Below are 14,723 nucleotides of genomic sequence, written 5' to 3'. Positions count from 1 at the left end.
ACAACCCCTGTTGCCGCTATTTGAATCACGAGTCTTTAAAGATCAGACGCGTACTTCATACATTTCTTCGCAGGGACCAGACTGTTGACGGTGTCCCACTGGATCTGACGAGACTTGCCGTCGTAAGAGTAATAATTGCTGTAGTTCGCCAGAGTCAGTGTGGTGGTTGGGCTCACAACATGCTCAGGCAGGCTTTCTTCTTTGTAGAGCGCTACTGCGGTGTCCATTGTGGTAAAGCCTACTTTTTCTGGGAACATAGCCGCTTCCAGTTTTAGCGGGCTGTTTTCTTTGGACATTTCGTTGAGGAATGCCAGACCTTCACCGCCAGTACCCACAACGATCAGTTGATCTTCAGACAGACCAGCCGCTCGCCATGCCTGCAAACCGCCTAACGCCGATGAATCATTGATGCCGTAAATCACATTGATTTTGGCGTCTGCCGCCAATGCCGCAGAAGAAACTTCCTGAGAGCGATCCGGGTTACCGCCTCCATCCAGATCATGAACCATCAAAGCATCAGGAAGAATGGTTTGTAAGCCGTCCATAAATCCCTGACTGCGAAGCACGGTCGCGGAAAGAAGCGGCAGACCAACGTTCATTACTCTTACCTGTCCTTTAATGGTGTCTTTGGCAAGCTTGCCGGTTTCAACACCTGCGTTGTAACCCGTGTCGTAATCACAGATGGCGACTAAGGTCTGCATGCCTTTGGCTGGGCTGCCTTCAAGCACGACCGGAATACCGTTAGCTTTAGCCCGGCGAAGAATAGGGACCACCCCTTGTTCGTTGACTGGCGTAATGATCAGCACGTCCACGTTTCTTGCCATGAAATCTTCGGCAGCAGAGACCTGCTTCGCGATGTCCAAGTTGGCGTCGATCACTTCCAGTTTGACGCCCAGTTCTTTACCACGCTGCTCCATCCCTTTAATCACGTTCTGATACCATTCGTGAGTAGCGTAGTTCACTATGTATCCGGCTGTTTTAGGTCCTTCAGCGGCGACAGCGATTCCTGCTGTCATCATCGAGACAGATAGCAACGCCAGACGGCTTGCTTTGGTTATGAATCCTTTCATACTTTGCTTCTCCTAGATGGTGTTTCTCCTAGATGGTGTTTACCTCTTGATGAGGAATACATCCGACAGCAATACGGCATAACAGCCAGAACCTACTTACCTTGGCTTTCATGCTGCATTTGCACCGTTACATCATCTGACTGAGTCAGTTTTTCAATCAGCTCTTCCGCGATTCCATGTTCACGAAGGATTTCGATACTGTGTTGCCCAATTAAAGGCGCCGGGCGGTCAATCTTGGGAGGGGTTTCACTCATGGTCACCGCAGGTGCGACCACTTTTACATCGCCCGCAGTAGGGTGTTGATATTCAGTGATCATGCCGAGGTGTGTGACCTGAGGGTCTTTACTCGCCTGACGAAAATCCTTTATCTCGCCACACCATACGTCGGCTTCCAACAGACGTTGCATAAGCTCGGCTTGCGTGAATTTTTGGGTCTCTTTATTGATGTCTTCCCAAATCTCATCTCGCTTATCAAACAGAACCTGAGGGTTGTCGTAGGCTGAAAGGTGGTCAGCACCTAACACATCAATCAGTGTTGAAAATGGGCTCATGGCTATGCTGACAAAGCCATCGCTGCACTGGTAAACACCAAAAGGCGCATCCATTCCCGGGTGTCCAATCCCTGAATCTGGGCGTTCAAAATCCTGATCTAAGTTGAGCACCGTAAGGTATTCCTGACCCAGATGCGCCATCATCCCCGCCAGTAAGTTGATTTCTAGTTTCTGCCCTTTTCCTGTTTTCTCGCGGTAGTACAGTGCTGACAAAATGGCATAAACCATGTTCATGGCACCGATTTGGTCGGCAATACCTGCACCCGTCGGCACCGGAGGTTGGCTGGCTTGACCGGTGTTGGATGCCAGCCCTGTCAAACCCTGAACCAGCATGTCCTGACCAGGTCGGCTCAGGTAAGGTCCGCTCTCCCCGTACCCTGAACCAGAGCAATAGATAATGCGGTCATTTACCGCTTTAAAATCTTCATAACCGTAGCCCAGCTTATCCAATACCCCTGGGCGAAAGTTTTGAACCACGACATCGGCAGTTTTTGCCATTTCCATAATGCACTGGTGCACGTCTGGATTTTTTAAATTGACCGCCAAAGAACGCTTATTGCGGTTCCAGGCCAAAAAGTTAGGGCTTTCGCTTCCTCCTACCCACTTATTGAAAAATGTGAGGCTACGGAATAAGTCCCCCTTTCCATGTCGCTCAATTTTTATGATGTCAGCCCCCATATCTCCAAGCATCTGGGTAGCAAACGGACCTTGAAGAAGGTGGCTGAAATCCAGAACTTTGACGCCGTTTAGTGCTTTGTTCATGCTAAAAATCCTTAATTATCTTGGCTTGAGATGGTTGGCAGGTTTTGAATCGTTCAGATAGGTCTTTCCAAGCTTGAGATGTATTGCCTGAGTCGCTGATTACAAGGCTGGCAATGACTGGCATCGCACTGCGGAAGAAGGCCATGAACCCAGGAAACCTCGGGCGCAGGTAAGCTCGCTCTGTTGCCTCAAGGGTTTGAGAAAAGAAGTGCCCGAACTGCTCATCGGCTTGCTTGTTGCGCCAAGCAGCTCCGAAGGCCGGCTGACCACCTGCAAAGATGTATCCCGAACTCTGATATTCAGGAGAGCAAAGAAAGGCGAGGTATTTAGCGGCTTCATGTGGTTTGTCGCTGTGTTTGCTTATGGCAATCCCCGCACCGCCTAACAGCCCACAATGGGCAGGCAGTTCATTATTGAACGCCACTATGTTGTGAAAGCTAAGCTTGGTTGAAAAAGCACTGGCAGAGTAATTCAGATAGCCAAAACCTAAAGGGGAATAGGGAATGTCATCATGCCCGATCATGTAGTCATAGCACTGGATAGGGTTCCATTCGAGCGAATTAGGGTGAGCAAATGAAAGCATCTCTTTGAGCATGACAATGGTTTTTGAAAACGTTGCGAAATCGGTAAATGCTCCGTCCTCTTTCAGAGGAGAACCAAGTGCTGCACTTATGGTGAGGTAACTGCACATGATGTCGATCTCGGCGGCAGGGTACCCGATGTAAAGCCCTTTCCTCTTCGCTGTTTTACTCAGCTCTATCAGTTCCTGATAAGTTTTGGGCAGACGCCAGCCATGAGATTTCATAATGTCAGGGCGGCTGACCGCCACCTGAGAGGCAGTATCAATGGGCAAAGCGAGCAATTGCTCATTGTGGCAATAAGACTCAAACGAGGGACCGACAGCATCAAGCGAGTGAGCCTCTATCAATTCATCTGGCAACAGGCTTTTCAGATCGTGAAAGTAGTTGCCCTCATTAGCTTCTCCGATAAACGGGTGATCGATGATAAGCAAATCGTACTGCTTCAACACCTGATTGAGATCACCTTCACCGAATGCACTGAGTGGTTGCTTGTCCCACTGAATTTCAAAATATGGGTTGTCCTTTTTAAACAAAGGGATACTGGCATCAAGTGGGCCGCAGCAGCGTTCATGATCCCAAGCAAGCCCTTTTATCCTTGTCGATTTTTCGTATGACATGTCTGTCGTTACCATCCATTTGGTTATGACAATTAACTTTTCTATATAAATATTGTTTTCATATATAAATAAAGTAAAGTGTCATCATTGAGAATGGTAGGTTGTTTTTTGAACAGCTGATTGTGTTTTTTAGGGAATAGAATCTTAATTTGAAGTTGTAGTCACGCTTAATGCCAATGAAATCAAAGTATTGAAGAATTGGAGGGCTCTTATGTAGAGCCCTCATTTGGGGAGTATCAGGGGGTGTTGAACTTTTGAGTTAGCGCTTGCGCCAAACACTCATTTCAGACAACGTATGTTGGAACTTGCGTTTGGTTTCACGGATAACGAACGGTACTTCTTTTACGGCGACCAGTTCAAACTCGCCAATCAGTGCTTCGGTTAACCCATCCAATGTGGTGTGGTTTTCACCATTTACTTTTATGCCACCCAGCCACTTTTCCTTATCTGTGTACTCTTCCAACCAAGTATAGGGCGAGGCAATCACCAAATAGCCACCTTGGTTAAGCCGCTGGCTAATGCTGGTAAGAAAAGCCTTAGGATCCGACAACCGGTCTATCAGGTTTGACGCGTAGACTAGATCGTAATTGGTGTACTGAGGTTTGAGGTTACAGGCGTCTCCCTGCATGAAATTCACTTTGCTTGCGAGGCTAGCGTACCCAAGTTGTTCAAGGGTCACGCTTTTGAATTCAACCAAGTCTCCCTCTGTTTTGATGGTGTAGCGCTTTTCACCTTGCTCAGTTAACGCATAAGCTTGTTGAATGAATCGTGCCGAGAAATCAATGCCGTCCACGTAGTCAAAGTGCTTCGCGAGCTCAAACGTTGCGCGTCCGACAGAGCACCCAATGTCTAAAGCGCGGGCATTTTCTTTAAGCTGAATAGTTTGAATCACTTGATCGATTCCATTCACGCAAAAATTGGGCACGTCGAAATACTCTTTTCCATAATGGAACTCAAGATATTGCGAAATGAGTTCATCGGTTTCATAAATGTTCATGGAGACCATGTCTTGCGGATTTTGATCCGATTCGACATAACGAAACCCTGCGTGTTGATAGAAATGGCGACGAAACGCGTAGCGTGATGAGCGAATGGCTTCATTTCCGGTTGATATCCATGATCCTCCTTTGATCATGTTGTGCTTACCATCAAAGGTTGGGGTAGAGAAATCATCGTAAAGTGGGTGAACTTCAAACCCACTGAATCCATCGATTGGCGTTTCAGTGTGCTGCCAAACATTGCCCACAACGTCAAATATTCCGTTATGCCCAAAGCGATTGATTGGGCAAGATGAAGCATAAAATGAAAGCTGTAAGTTTCCGGGCACTTCATGCCAAGTGGGGGAGTCATGGTCAATGTTATCGCGCAGTAATTGCCATTCTGGTTCAGTAAGAAGCCGAATGTTTGCTTGAGATTGTTCCGCTTTCCAGTTGCAGAAGGCTTTTGCTTCTAACTGGTTCACTTCGACCGGCCAGTCTAACGGTAGGGGGATTTCTTCCGTTAGATTACGCTGCCAAAAAGCCCCTTCTTTATTGCGCCAGAATCGGGGCATGGTCGCTTGTGTGTAGTTAAGCCAGCTCTGCCCTTCTTCATTCCAAAAGCGCAGTTGTTGATAGCCTTCATCCTTAACAAATTCCATAAACTCTTGGTTCGATACAAGGAATTTCGATGCTTTGAAGTCGGCTACTTGGCAACTTTGCGTGCCAAATTCGTTGTCCCAACCATAAGTCGCATCTTCTGGGGGTTTTCCTAATGTCACGCTATTACCTGCAATGCTGATTAAGCTGTTTTTTGGGGCGCTTCCAGTATCTACGCAGCTTTCCCACAAAGGGTGAGGGCTGACATCGTCAAGGGGAAGCTGACGAATGATGACGGATGAGGTTTCTAGGTGAATACGTTCATGTTCAATGCCCATTAATATTGCCCAAGCGGGCTGGTCTTGGGTGATCGGTAAGGTCAAAGGCATAGAGTGGATCGTTTTTTCGATCAATAGTTTCGCTTGATCTCGATAGTGCCTTACGTCTTCAACGGATGGCCAGTCATAATGTTTTTCATCAAGATCATCCCAAGACATCTCATCCACACCAATAGCAAACATGGATTCAAAGTTTGTATTGATGCGTTGATCGATGATCTTGCCCAGTTTCAGTTTGTTTATAAAAAACGTGGCGGTGTGACCAAAATAAAAAATCAGCGGATGGCGTAAGGGTTCGGCTTTCTTGTAATAAGCTTGATCGTTGTTGATCACATCAAACAAAGACTCATATAAGCGCCATGTTTGGTCGAAATAATGGCGGAGTTCTTCCCGTTTTTCCTGTTCATTTTCTCCTGTAAGAAGAATGGTTTGATGATCCCTGATCAGGTCGTTTTCCATGATGACATCTCCAAAGTTCAGCGTATCCCACACAGTTTTATTAAAACTAGTTCATAAAGAGGAAGCTGCAGTGCAAAAACATTACAGACCGAGGAAATGGCAAAAAGGAAACAAGCTCTAAGGCGATAGTGTGATTTGAATCACTTTTGGTGTGTGAGATAAGCCGCTATTTCAGCGGCTTAAATGGGGTTCAAGGCAAAAGCTATGAGGGTAAGTAGAGGTTAAGAACGGATCGCGATCACTTCAATTTCTACTTTGGCGTCCATCGGTAATCGCGCGACTTCAACGCATGAACGGGCTGGAAATGGTGCATTATTTTGAACGAAGAACGCCTCATAAGCGCCATTTATAACGGAAAACTCATTGAGATCTTTCACGAAAACAGTGGTTTTCACAATGTTTGTGGCGTCTAACTCTGCTTGCTTGAGTATCGCCAGCGCATTATTCAAACTTTGCAGGGTTTGCTCTGCTGCGTTTTCGGGCATACTTTTGGTTGTAGGGTTAATAGGTAATTGCCCTGATGTAATGACTAAGCCACCTAAATCTACACCTTGTACATAGGGTCCGATTGCCGCAGGGGCGTTGTTGGTTTCTATTTTGTTCATGTGGATTCCTTGCTAGCCCGTAAATGCGGGAAGTAAATTAAACATCGAGAGAAAGTGGAAAACAGCGGTAGTAACGCCAAAGAAGATGACCAGTACGACCATGAGTAACCCACCAGGGGCTTTAAAACCTTCTTGCCCATCTTCTCGCCGGCGCGACTTCATCACCAATAAACCGGGAATAATGCATGCCCACAATGTTGCCGCCGCACCGGCATAACCAATTGCGATAAGGAAACCAAACGGGAAAAGCAGTGATAGAACAAGTGGGGGAAGAAAGGTCGCTGCCCAAGTTTTCGTGCGACCTTTCTTGTTATCTTCAAAATTGAACAGATCGGCAAGGTAGTCGAAAACGCCAAGCCCGACTCCGATAAATGATGACAGGATAGCCGCCATAGAAAATGAGTTAATCGCGTTGGAGACTCGCTCAGACTCGATTACCGTGCCAAGGGCATTCAAAAGTGAATCGACGTTACCCCCTTGCTCCAAAACAGGACCAAATCCACTTCTAGGCAGGTTGCCATAGATGCTCATTATCCAAAGGAAATAGAGAGACAACGCGATAATAGTGCCCCCTAAAATGGCGTATTTCGCTCGCCTTTCTTCGCCGTAATAACTCCTCATGCTAGACACGGAATGATGGTAGCCAAATGAAGTGAGTGCCACGGGTAGCATTGCCATGGCATAAGGTGCGTAGCTGTTTTCATCGCTTGCTTTATCGAAGAGGATGGACATGTCTACCTTGGCGACCAAACCAGACACGCCAAACACAAAACTCAACACCATGAACGAAATCAGAATCACAGAGATTCGATCAACTGCTCTGGTGGAGTGCCAAACAAATCCAGAAAAGATGAGCACAAAGAGGATGGAAGCCAACTGGCTGCTCACTCCAAGGACTTCTTGTAAAATAAGCCCCGAAGAAGTGATGTAAGCGTAAAGTAATATGCCACCGACAAAATACACCGCCAAATTGTTTAACCTATTGACGTTGTTGCCAAGCATATCTTTGGTCACTGTATTAAAGGAGACTTTGAGATCGTAATGCTTAAACGCCTCAAGTAGCATCCATCCAGACAGTGTCATGATGATCATAGTAATGGTGATGGCAATGAGCGACCAAGACGTCCAGCCGCCTGCTCCGGCACTAGGAAGACCAAGCATTCCAGCGCCGACGCAGACGCTTGCAATAATGCATGCGCCACCTAAAATTGATGGAGATTTTTTCATAATCGTATCCCTGATTGCAGTTTTCTAGGCGCAGCGATACTCCCCCGATACCGAGATATCAGGTATATGCTGCAAAAATAAAGGGCGCTTAAAAAGCGCCCGAATAAGTTAGACTTCGGTCATTGGCACTTCCTGTGCGTCCTTCTTTGTTTTTTCTACTTCTTTTAGTTTCGCTGTAAAGTGCCTGAGTACTTCAGGTTCATAGGTGAACTCCAATCCTTTAATGTTTTGAGCATTTTGTTGAACTTTTTCAAACGCCTCGATGATGAAATCCATGTGGGTTTGCGTGTAAGTGGCACGAGGAATCGTGAGCCTGAGCAGCTCAGCAGGTGAGGGCATTTGCTCGCCTGTAGCAGGATCGCGCCCTAGCAGTAGTGAGCCAATTTCTACGGCGCGAATACCAGCAACTTTGTAGAGTTCACAAGCCAGTGCGTGTGCGGGGAATTGATGTGAAGGGATATGAGGAAGAAGCTTTCCTGCGTCAACAAATGCGGCGTGACCGCCTGCTTGCTGGCAGACAATACCCAGTTTTTCTAACCCATCCACGAGGTATTGAACTTGTCCAATGCGGTATTCTAGCCATTCTTGTCGCATAGCTTCATAAAGCCCAACGGCCAAGCGCTCCATTGCTCCGCCTTCTAATCCGCCGTAAGTAGGGAAACCTTCTTGAACCACACATAGCGTTCGGCATTGGTTGTAAACATCGTCGAATCGGCTGTCTTTAAAGCACAATAACCCTCCCATTTGAACCATGGCGTCTTTTTTGGCAGACATAGCGAGACCGTCTGCGTATTTGTACGATTCGCGGGTAATTTCCTCAATACTCCAATCCTTATACCCTGGCTCACGTTGCTGGATAAAAAAGGCATTTTCAGCAAATCGAGCGGAATCCATGATGACTGGGATGTCGTATTTTCCAGCAATTTCGTACACGGCTTTCAAGTTCGCGATAGAAACAGGTTGCCCGCCAGAGGAATTACACGTGATGGTGCTGACTATATACGGGACGTTCTGAGCGCCAACTTCTAATATGGCACTTTCCAATTTGTCTAAATCAAAGTTACCTTTGAAATCAGAATTTACTGAAGTATCGAAGGCATCTTCTGTGTACACGTTTCTCGCGACACAGCAGTTTATTTGAGTGTGTCCCTGTGTTGTATCAAAGAAGTAATTAGACAGTGCAACCATCTTGCTGCGGTCCAATCCTTTTTCTTGCTCTCTTTTTTTGATGAGCACAGGGATGTAGATCTGTTCTGCTCCACGTCCTTGGTGGGTCGGAATGGTATATTCATAGCCAAAAATATCGCTTACCGCTTTTGATAATGCATAGTAGCTTCGGCTTCCGCTGTAAGCTTCGTCTCCCATTAACATCGCGGCTTGCATGCTTTGAGTGATTGAACCGGTTCCACTGTCTGTCAGTAAATCAATAAAAACATCTTCACTGTCTAGCAAAAATGGGTTCATACCGGAGTTCATTATGGCTATTTCACGATATTCTCGGGTGGTGCGTTTTACCGGCTCTACAACTCGAATGCGAAACGGTTCAGGGAGGTGTTTAAAGTTTTCCATATTAAGACCTTTCAAGAGTATATTTATTTTAGATGAGATAAACCCCATCAAATTATTAATGAATTCAATGTTTAGAATTGATTGTTAATAAATAAATCAGTGATGAATTAGCAATAAAGAAATCAGGTATAAACAAGTGGAAAATAAAGAATACAACGACTCTTTAGAGACATTCCCTACGATGTTTACTGCATGTCTTCGATGTGCTTTTTTGCCACTGAGATTGGCTTGAAAAGTTTTTATTCAGAAGAAAGGTGAAATGAAATCTGATGATCAATGGTGTACCAGTCTAACAGGGTTAGCTGGAATTTGGATTGCCAATTAAGGTACATGTTCATTGTATGTTCCTCTGCCAAAAGCAAAAGTATTGCTCTACTTACATAAATATATATTAGCTTAATGAAGTTTGGTATTCACAAAAAAAGCAAATGTGATTAATGTATGAGAGTTTTATCATCATAATTATAAATTAGCAGAAAGCATCACATATTTCATGGGGATTATATGAATCAAAACTCTGACGAGAAAATATGATTGAATTGTTAAGATAAAATGATATTTATTCCAGTATGTTATCTGTATTAATTGGCTTATACCCAAGTGGCTCTAAATTCTGAACCACTTGGATATATCAAGCTCTATTTTACGAGCTTCGCTATACGTCCACCTAAATAAATGGCGGTTTTGGCGTCGTTTGAATGCACCAACTCTTCAATATCTTTGTTGCAAGCTGTCAGCCCTATATTGGACCCCAATCGGTTTAATCCGCGGTCGCTGACATGTTCGGATTCGTCCAAGCCAGCCCAAATCATGCCGTGCTGGCAAGCCAATACGAAGAATGAAAACAGCGTTTGTTCTTGTTCGCCATTCAGGCTTCCACCGCAAGTAAAGCCTGCAGCTAGCTTGTTATGCCATTCCCGTTCAACGTAGGCATCACTGCTTGTATCCATAAAGGCTTTAAATTGCGCGGCGGGACCGCCCATGTAGGTGGGAGCCCCAAAAATAATGGCATCACTGTTTTTTAGTTCTTCAAAGAGCGTGTCATTTTGATAACGTCCTTCATGAATATCCTTAGGCTCAATTTCTAACAGTGCAGGTGATGCGTTAGGCGCAGAACGGACGCCACAGGCGATGTATTCAGCCAAGGCTTTTGTAGCGCCACACTTTGAAAAATAGACAATAGATATTTTAGTCACTGACGTCATCCTTATTATTGGTGTATCGGTTATTAATGGTCGTAGTCATTTCGTTTTTTCGAATCGTGAGTCAGGTATTGAATGAACTCCCATTCCAGTCCATCGCTGTCGTAAAAATAGAGGCGTTTGCGATATGGATGCTTTGTTTCCATTGGGTTCTGTTCATAGCCATTACTCAGTAACCTGCGTTCTACTTCCTCAATATCGTCGACTACGAACCCAATGTGGTTGATACCTACGTCAACATAGGGCGAGCGATCTACGGTTTCTTTTTCAACGACTTCCTGTAAGGCGATATAGGTTTCTTCTGTACCGATATGGCACCAACGATAATGGCTATGCCCGAAATGACGAATCTTGAAATCAGGCAAAGCGGCTTGAAGAAACTCTATGGCGCGATCCACATTTTTCACGGTGATATTGGCGTGCTCGACATAAGTACTCATAACGACTCCTTAGCAAGACGCATCTCAGCGGCTTGAACTGATAATGGGGTAGGGTGGGATTGATCTATCCGATAGCAACTGAAAACCAGCTTTATGGTGTGGTCGTCATTGCTTTGGCTGGCACGTTGTAATCGCTGCTGCCAATTTTTGCTCGGACGGGAGATGACATACTCTGTGTTCTTAGCGTGGGGGCTGCTTGTACAATAGGCAGCCACGTAAGCTTGCCAAAATCGCTGTAGTCCAACGGTTTTATCTTGTAGATAAGGCAGGATATTGATGAACGCTTGTAGACCAGTCACACCGTGTAAATACGTGAAATCGTTAGTTCGAATAAACTGTTTCAAAACGATGTCACGTACCTTTTCTAATGAAAGTGAATCGGGTATTGCTGATATGGATACGTAACATTCTGACTCGGTCACTTCTTGCACTCTATCCACGATGATCCCTGGTTTAAATGCGTGTTGTTTGAATAAGTTGTGCCCCTCCACTATTTGTTCGTCCAGTGAGTATGAACTTGTGATCTGAAGATCGCCCAAATACTGATACTCACTGGCAAGATATGCCAATGCATGTGAAATTTCGTCGGGAGAACCTAAGTCAATGGCATAGGATAGCCGAATCAGCCCATGAAACGCTGCCGCTGCGATTCCTTCAACGAGTATCGGAAGCTGAGTTTTCAAGCACGTGTCTAAGCCGTGGATATGGATTTCATTGAGGAAGAATGCTTGCCAATCATTGAAATGATCTCGGTTCGACATCTGTGGCTGCTTCGCGGTTTTCGAGGTTTTCCTAGGATCCAGAATTTTGACGTAATGATCATAAAAACGCTGAATTCGAGCTTCTGACGCACCACTAAGATCCAGCGCAACCAAAGCCATAGGTAAATGATTTGTTAAGTCGCCTCGGTAGTTGGGATCAAATTGATGTGTCGCGGTCACTAAATGTTGAGTGGAAGATCGTATGTTGTTCATATTGCCTTCTGACTTTCTGATAGTTGTTTTAGTAAAGTTATTTGTTTACTAATATAGATCGTAGGATAATTAAGTAAACAAATTACTTTATTTAATCGTTTTTTAGTCAGTTAAATGAGAAGTCACTCAAAAAAAAGCGCGCAACAAAAAGCCCACATCAAAAGATGTGGGCTTACAAAAAACGGAGAGGTTATAACCGGTAATGGATTGTTTGGGGAGATTCTCCAACCTATTGTTCAGTTGGTATCGAGTGGTTTAGTTTATTTGTTGATGGCAAATACTGGCAGAGAAAGGTGCCATTTGATGGCCGCCAGTCTAATGGTCAATGTGGTGAAAATACCAATAAATAACGCAGGTGAGTGCTCAATACCTAAAGTGATAGCGCCAGTATGAACAATACCGCCAACTAAACAGGCGGTGGCGTACACTTCGCTTCTTAGCACCATTGGGATTTCTCTCGCTAGAACATCGCGGATTATACCGCCACCACACCCCGTGAGCACACCCATAATGACGGCAACAATGGCGCTGTCTTGATAGCTTAATGCTTTTTCTACACCGATTCCGACAAATACAGCCAGCCCTATGGCATCACAAACAGGCAATACGAACCACGGCAAGCGTTTAGGGCGTCTAACAATCAACATGGTTAGCACACAGGTAATGAAAATAACCCAGAGATAAGCGGTATCGGAGATCCAGAATACGGGGGTTGCCCCCAAAAGCATATCGCGTATCGATCCGCCTCCAATAGCTGTGACACTACCCAGTACGACTACTCCGAATGGGTCCATTTTTAATCTGCCGGCAAGCAACACCCCAGAAATCGCGAATACCGCGGTTCCAAACAGATCAATTATGTATAGAAGTAATGCGTCCATGTTCCTCGTATTCTCAGTTATCTTTTTACGTGCGCCTGGTTAGCTTTTTACGTGTGCCTAATTAGCTTTTACATGTACCTAGTTAGCTTTTGCGTATTGCCTTGCTTGTTCAAAAAACTCACATACCTGCTCTATGGCTTTAACGGTGCGCGGTGTCGGTCGATTTATCCAATCAGAGTTAAGTGACCAAATGTGTTTGTGTTGTACAGCAGGGACTTGCGATGCCCACCCTTGCCATAGGGACTCATCTTGTACGGCATGTCGAGAAGTAAAGATGACATCCGGCTGTCGGACGATGACTTGCTCTTCACCGACTTGAGGGTAGGGAGACGCACTGTCGACAAAAATATTGGTACCACCACAGAAACTAAACACCTCACTTGGCCAGCTATTTTGCGCCACTGTGATAATGGGTTTTGTGCTTAATTGATAAAAGTACTTTACGGGCTCATCGGTCGCATAGCGTTGTTTAAGTTGCGCTAGGTTTTCTCGAAAATCCGCGGCGGCTTTCATGCCAATACTTGGATCTTCAGCGTATTGGCTTAGCTGCTCTAGATTGTGAATAATATCTTCGAATGTGCCTGTTTTGGAGTCATAAATTTCAAACCCAAGTTTTCTTAGTTTGTCTAACTCTTTGGCGGGGTTACCGCTTGGCCACGCGATGATTAAGTCGGGTTGAAGCGCCACAATGCGTTCGAGTTTGATGCCTTGATAGTTGGCGACGCGTTCGAGTGCTTTCGCTTCTTCTGGGTAATCGCTGTGGTCGGTTGCGGCAACAAGCTTGTCGCCCAATCCTGCCGCAAAGGCGATTTCTGTTGCGTGAGGTGCAAGGGAAATAATGCGTTGAGGTACGGTATTAGCCAAAACAGATTGGCTAACAAGGAGACCTACTAACAAAACAAAGAGCGTTTTCAATTTAAATACCTTGATAGATGACTGCCATGATTGCGCTTTGCAGCAACACCCAAATACAGATGCGCCACGCCAGAAGGTGTTGAATTTGGGATAAATGATAAGCGGAAGGCGCGACTCGCCCCCCAAGTTTTGGGCGCATGGTTTTCTTATCGCCATAAATAGCAGGGCCGCCAAGTGATAGCTCGAGTTTGTTACCCACCACCGCCATTAGCCAACCAGGCCCAGGTGTTGGCCATGTTTTTCCTTGCGAAAGCATGCCAGATAATGCCGCAGACATATTTTTTCCTACGGCTATAAACAAGCTGAATAGTCTAAGCGGAATAAATTCTAACAGTGCGAGTATTCGAATGGCGGGTAAGCCAAATGGCAGAAATTCACTTCGACTAGGCGACCACGCCCGTGCCAGCTCCATGGTTAAACGATACATCATGGCACCGATGCCGCCACCGATGGCATACCAGAACATCACGCATATAACATTTCGACCGTATCCCAAAATCAGAGTCTCTGCGCCAGCCTTACCAAGCCCTAATGGAGAAAGCGTATCGGTTGCTCGATTAACATGAGGCGCTAATTCACGGCGGGCGCGCTTTTTGTCTTCTTTCCCTAAAGCTTGAATAAGGTGCTTCGCGAGAGATTCATTGCTGCGCCAATCGATTGCCAAGAGCAGTAATGCTAAATCAAACAATTGTGGCTGCCAGACCAGAGGCTTTAATGCGGTAAAGAAGATTAATGCTGGTATACACATCATTCCCCAAGCCAAGCCGCCGGAGATGACGCTTTGCCCGTGGTTTTGATTGTTGTTCACCTTGGTAGCGAGAATTTCAGCAAACTTATGCCAAAGCGTCGCAGGGTGGACAGCTTTTGGGATGGGCAAGATAAAATGGAACAGCAAAGCGCCCCATAAGACCAATAGGGCGCCGTTGGAATACAGCTTAGTAAACAGCTCTTCCAT

At 45.6% G+C, this 14,723-nt stretch carries 13 protein-coding genes; all 13 read right to left on the bottom strand.

Annotation, left to right across the window (positions count from 1 at the left end; genetic code table 11):
• Positions 1–35: 35 nt before the first annotated feature.
• The 13 genes from VPNCDNU1_RS16075 to VPNCDNU1_RS16015 all read right to left on the bottom strand — a co-directional run bounded on the left by VPNCDNU1_RS16075 (position 36) and on the right by VPNCDNU1_RS16015 (position 14,723).
• Positions 36–1,070, bottom strand: a complete 1,035-nt coding sequence (locus tag VPNCDNU1_RS16075; RefSeq protein WP_104401272.1) for a sugar ABC transporter substrate-binding protein — start codon at positions 1,068–1,070, stop codon at positions 36–38.
• A 92-nt stretch (positions 1,071–1,162) separates the two neighbouring features.
• Positions 1,163–2,383, bottom strand: coding sequence for a CaiB/BaiF CoA transferase family protein (locus VPNCDNU1_RS16070; RefSeq protein ID WP_104401271.1), 1,221 nt, complete (start codon positions 2,381–2,383; stop codon positions 1,163–1,165).
• 1 nt (position 2,384) lies between these two features.
• On the bottom strand, positions 2,385–3,581 hold the full coding sequence (locus tag VPNCDNU1_RS16065) for an ABC transporter substrate-binding protein (protein WP_167404814.1): 1,197 nt from the start codon (positions 3,579–3,581) through the stop codon (positions 2,385–2,387).
• 259 nt (positions 3,582–3,840) lie between these two features.
• A complete protein-coding gene (gene ovoA, locus VPNCDNU1_RS16060) occupies positions 3,841–5,955 on the bottom strand; it encodes a 5-histidylcysteine sulfoxide synthase (protein ID WP_104401269.1) in 2,115 nt (704 codons plus the stop codon).
• A 221-nt stretch (positions 5,956–6,176) separates the two neighbouring features.
• Positions 6,177–6,560 carry a Rid family detoxifying hydrolase gene (locus VPNCDNU1_RS16055; RefSeq protein WP_104401268.1) on the bottom strand — a complete coding sequence of 128 codons (384 nt, stop codon included), beginning with the start codon at positions 6,558–6,560 and terminating at the stop codon, positions 6,177–6,179.
• A 12-nt stretch (positions 6,561–6,572) separates the two neighbouring features.
• Positions 6,573–7,787 (bottom strand): aromatic amino acid transporter, encoded by a 1,215-nt coding sequence (locus tag VPNCDNU1_RS16050; RefSeq protein WP_104401267.1) that lies wholly within the window; start codon positions 7,785–7,787, stop codon positions 6,573–6,575.
• Between the two features lie 108 nt (positions 7,788–7,895).
• A complete protein-coding gene (tnaA, locus tag VPNCDNU1_RS16045) occupies positions 7,896–9,356 on the bottom strand; it encodes a tryptophanase (protein ID WP_104401266.1) in 1,461 nt (486 codons plus the stop codon).
• Positions 9,357–9,994: 638 nt separating this feature from the next.
• Positions 9,995–10,561 carry a flavodoxin family protein gene (locus VPNCDNU1_RS16040; protein ID WP_104401265.1) on the bottom strand — a complete coding sequence of 189 codons (567 nt, stop codon included), beginning with the start codon at positions 10,559–10,561 and terminating at the stop codon, positions 9,995–9,997.
• 23 nt (positions 10,562–10,584) lie between these two features.
• Positions 10,585–10,998, bottom strand: a complete 414-nt coding sequence (locus tag VPNCDNU1_RS16035; protein ID WP_104401264.1) for a VOC family protein — start codon at positions 10,996–10,998, stop codon at positions 10,585–10,587.
• A complete protein-coding gene (locus VPNCDNU1_RS16030; protein WP_104401263.1) occupies positions 10,995–11,972 on the bottom strand; it encodes a questin oxidase family protein in 978 nt (325 codons plus the stop codon). The genes VPNCDNU1_RS16035 and VPNCDNU1_RS16030 overlap by 4 nt, the downstream gene beginning before the upstream one ends.
• 260 nt (positions 11,973–12,232) lie before the next feature.
• Positions 12,233–12,853: a trimeric intracellular cation channel family protein gene (locus VPNCDNU1_RS16025; protein ID WP_104401262.1), complete on the bottom strand. Its 621-nt coding sequence runs from the start codon at positions 12,851–12,853 to the stop codon at positions 12,233–12,235.
• Between the two features lie 78 nt (positions 12,854–12,931).
• The gene (gene btuF, locus VPNCDNU1_RS16020; RefSeq protein ID WP_104401261.1) at positions 12,932–13,768 is read right to left on the bottom strand and encodes a vitamin B12 ABC transporter substrate-binding protein BtuF; all 837 of its coding nucleotides are present in this window, start codon (positions 13,766–13,768) and stop codon (positions 12,932–12,934) included.
• A gap of 1 nt (position 13,769) precedes the next feature.
• Positions 13,770–14,723: a cobalamin biosynthesis family protein gene (locus tag VPNCDNU1_RS16015; RefSeq protein ID WP_104401260.1), complete on the bottom strand. Its 954-nt coding sequence runs from the start codon at positions 14,721–14,723 to the stop codon at positions 13,770–13,772.

Origin of the sequence: Vibrio penaeicida (assembly GCF_002933855.1) — a bacterium.
Taxonomy (GTDB): domain Bacteria; phylum Pseudomonadota; class Gammaproteobacteria; order Enterobacterales; family Vibrionaceae; genus Vibrio; species Vibrio penaeicida_A.
The sequence above is the reverse complement of the archived record's forward strand: the minus strand, read 5'-3'. Positions and strand labels throughout refer to the sequence as shown.

Excerpts from the sequence above, each read along its gene's own strand:
- VPNCDNU1_RS16040 (WP_104401265.1), bottom strand. The coding sequence starts at position 10,561 with ATGACGTCAGTGACTAAAATATCTATTGTCTATTTTTCAAAGTGTGGC.
- VPNCDNU1_RS16050 (WP_104401267.1), bottom strand. The coding sequence starts at position 7,787 with ATGAAAAAATCTCCATCAATTTTAGGTGGCGCATGCATTATTGCAAGC.
- VPNCDNU1_RS16035 (WP_104401264.1), bottom strand. The coding sequence starts at position 10,998 with ATGAGTACTTATGTCGAGCACGCCAATATCACCGTGAAAAATGTGGAT.
- VPNCDNU1_RS16070 (WP_104401271.1), bottom strand. The coding sequence starts at position 2,383 with ATGAACAAAGCACTAAACGGCGTCAAAGTTCTGGATTTCAGCCACCTT.
- tnaA (WP_104401266.1), bottom strand. The coding sequence starts at position 9,356 with ATGGAAAACTTTAAACACCTCCCTGAACCGTTTCGCATTCGAGTTGTA.
- VPNCDNU1_RS16055 (WP_104401268.1), bottom strand. The coding sequence starts at position 6,560 with ATGAACAAAATAGAAACCAACAACGCCCCTGCGGCAATCGGACCCTAT.
- ovoA (WP_104401269.1), bottom strand. The coding sequence starts at position 5,955 with ATGGAAAACGACCTGATCAGGGATCATCAAACCATTCTTCTTACAGGA.
- VPNCDNU1_RS16015 (WP_104401260.1), bottom strand. The coding sequence starts at position 14,723 with ATGGAAGAGCTGTTTACTAAGCTGTATTCCAACGGCGCCCTATTGGTC.
- VPNCDNU1_RS16075 (WP_104401272.1), bottom strand. The coding sequence starts at position 1,070 with ATGAAAGGATTCATAACCAAAGCAAGCCGTCTGGCGTTGCTATCTGTC.
- VPNCDNU1_RS16025 (WP_104401262.1), bottom strand. The coding sequence starts at position 12,853 with ATGGACGCATTACTTCTATACATAATTGATCTGTTTGGAACCGCGGTA.
- VPNCDNU1_RS16030 (WP_104401263.1), bottom strand. The coding sequence starts at position 11,972 with ATGAACAACATACGATCTTCCACTCAACATTTAGTGACCGCGACACAT.
- VPNCDNU1_RS16065 (WP_167404814.1), bottom strand. The coding sequence starts at position 3,581 with ATGTCATACGAAAAATCGACAAGGATAAAAGGGCTTGCTTGGGATCAT.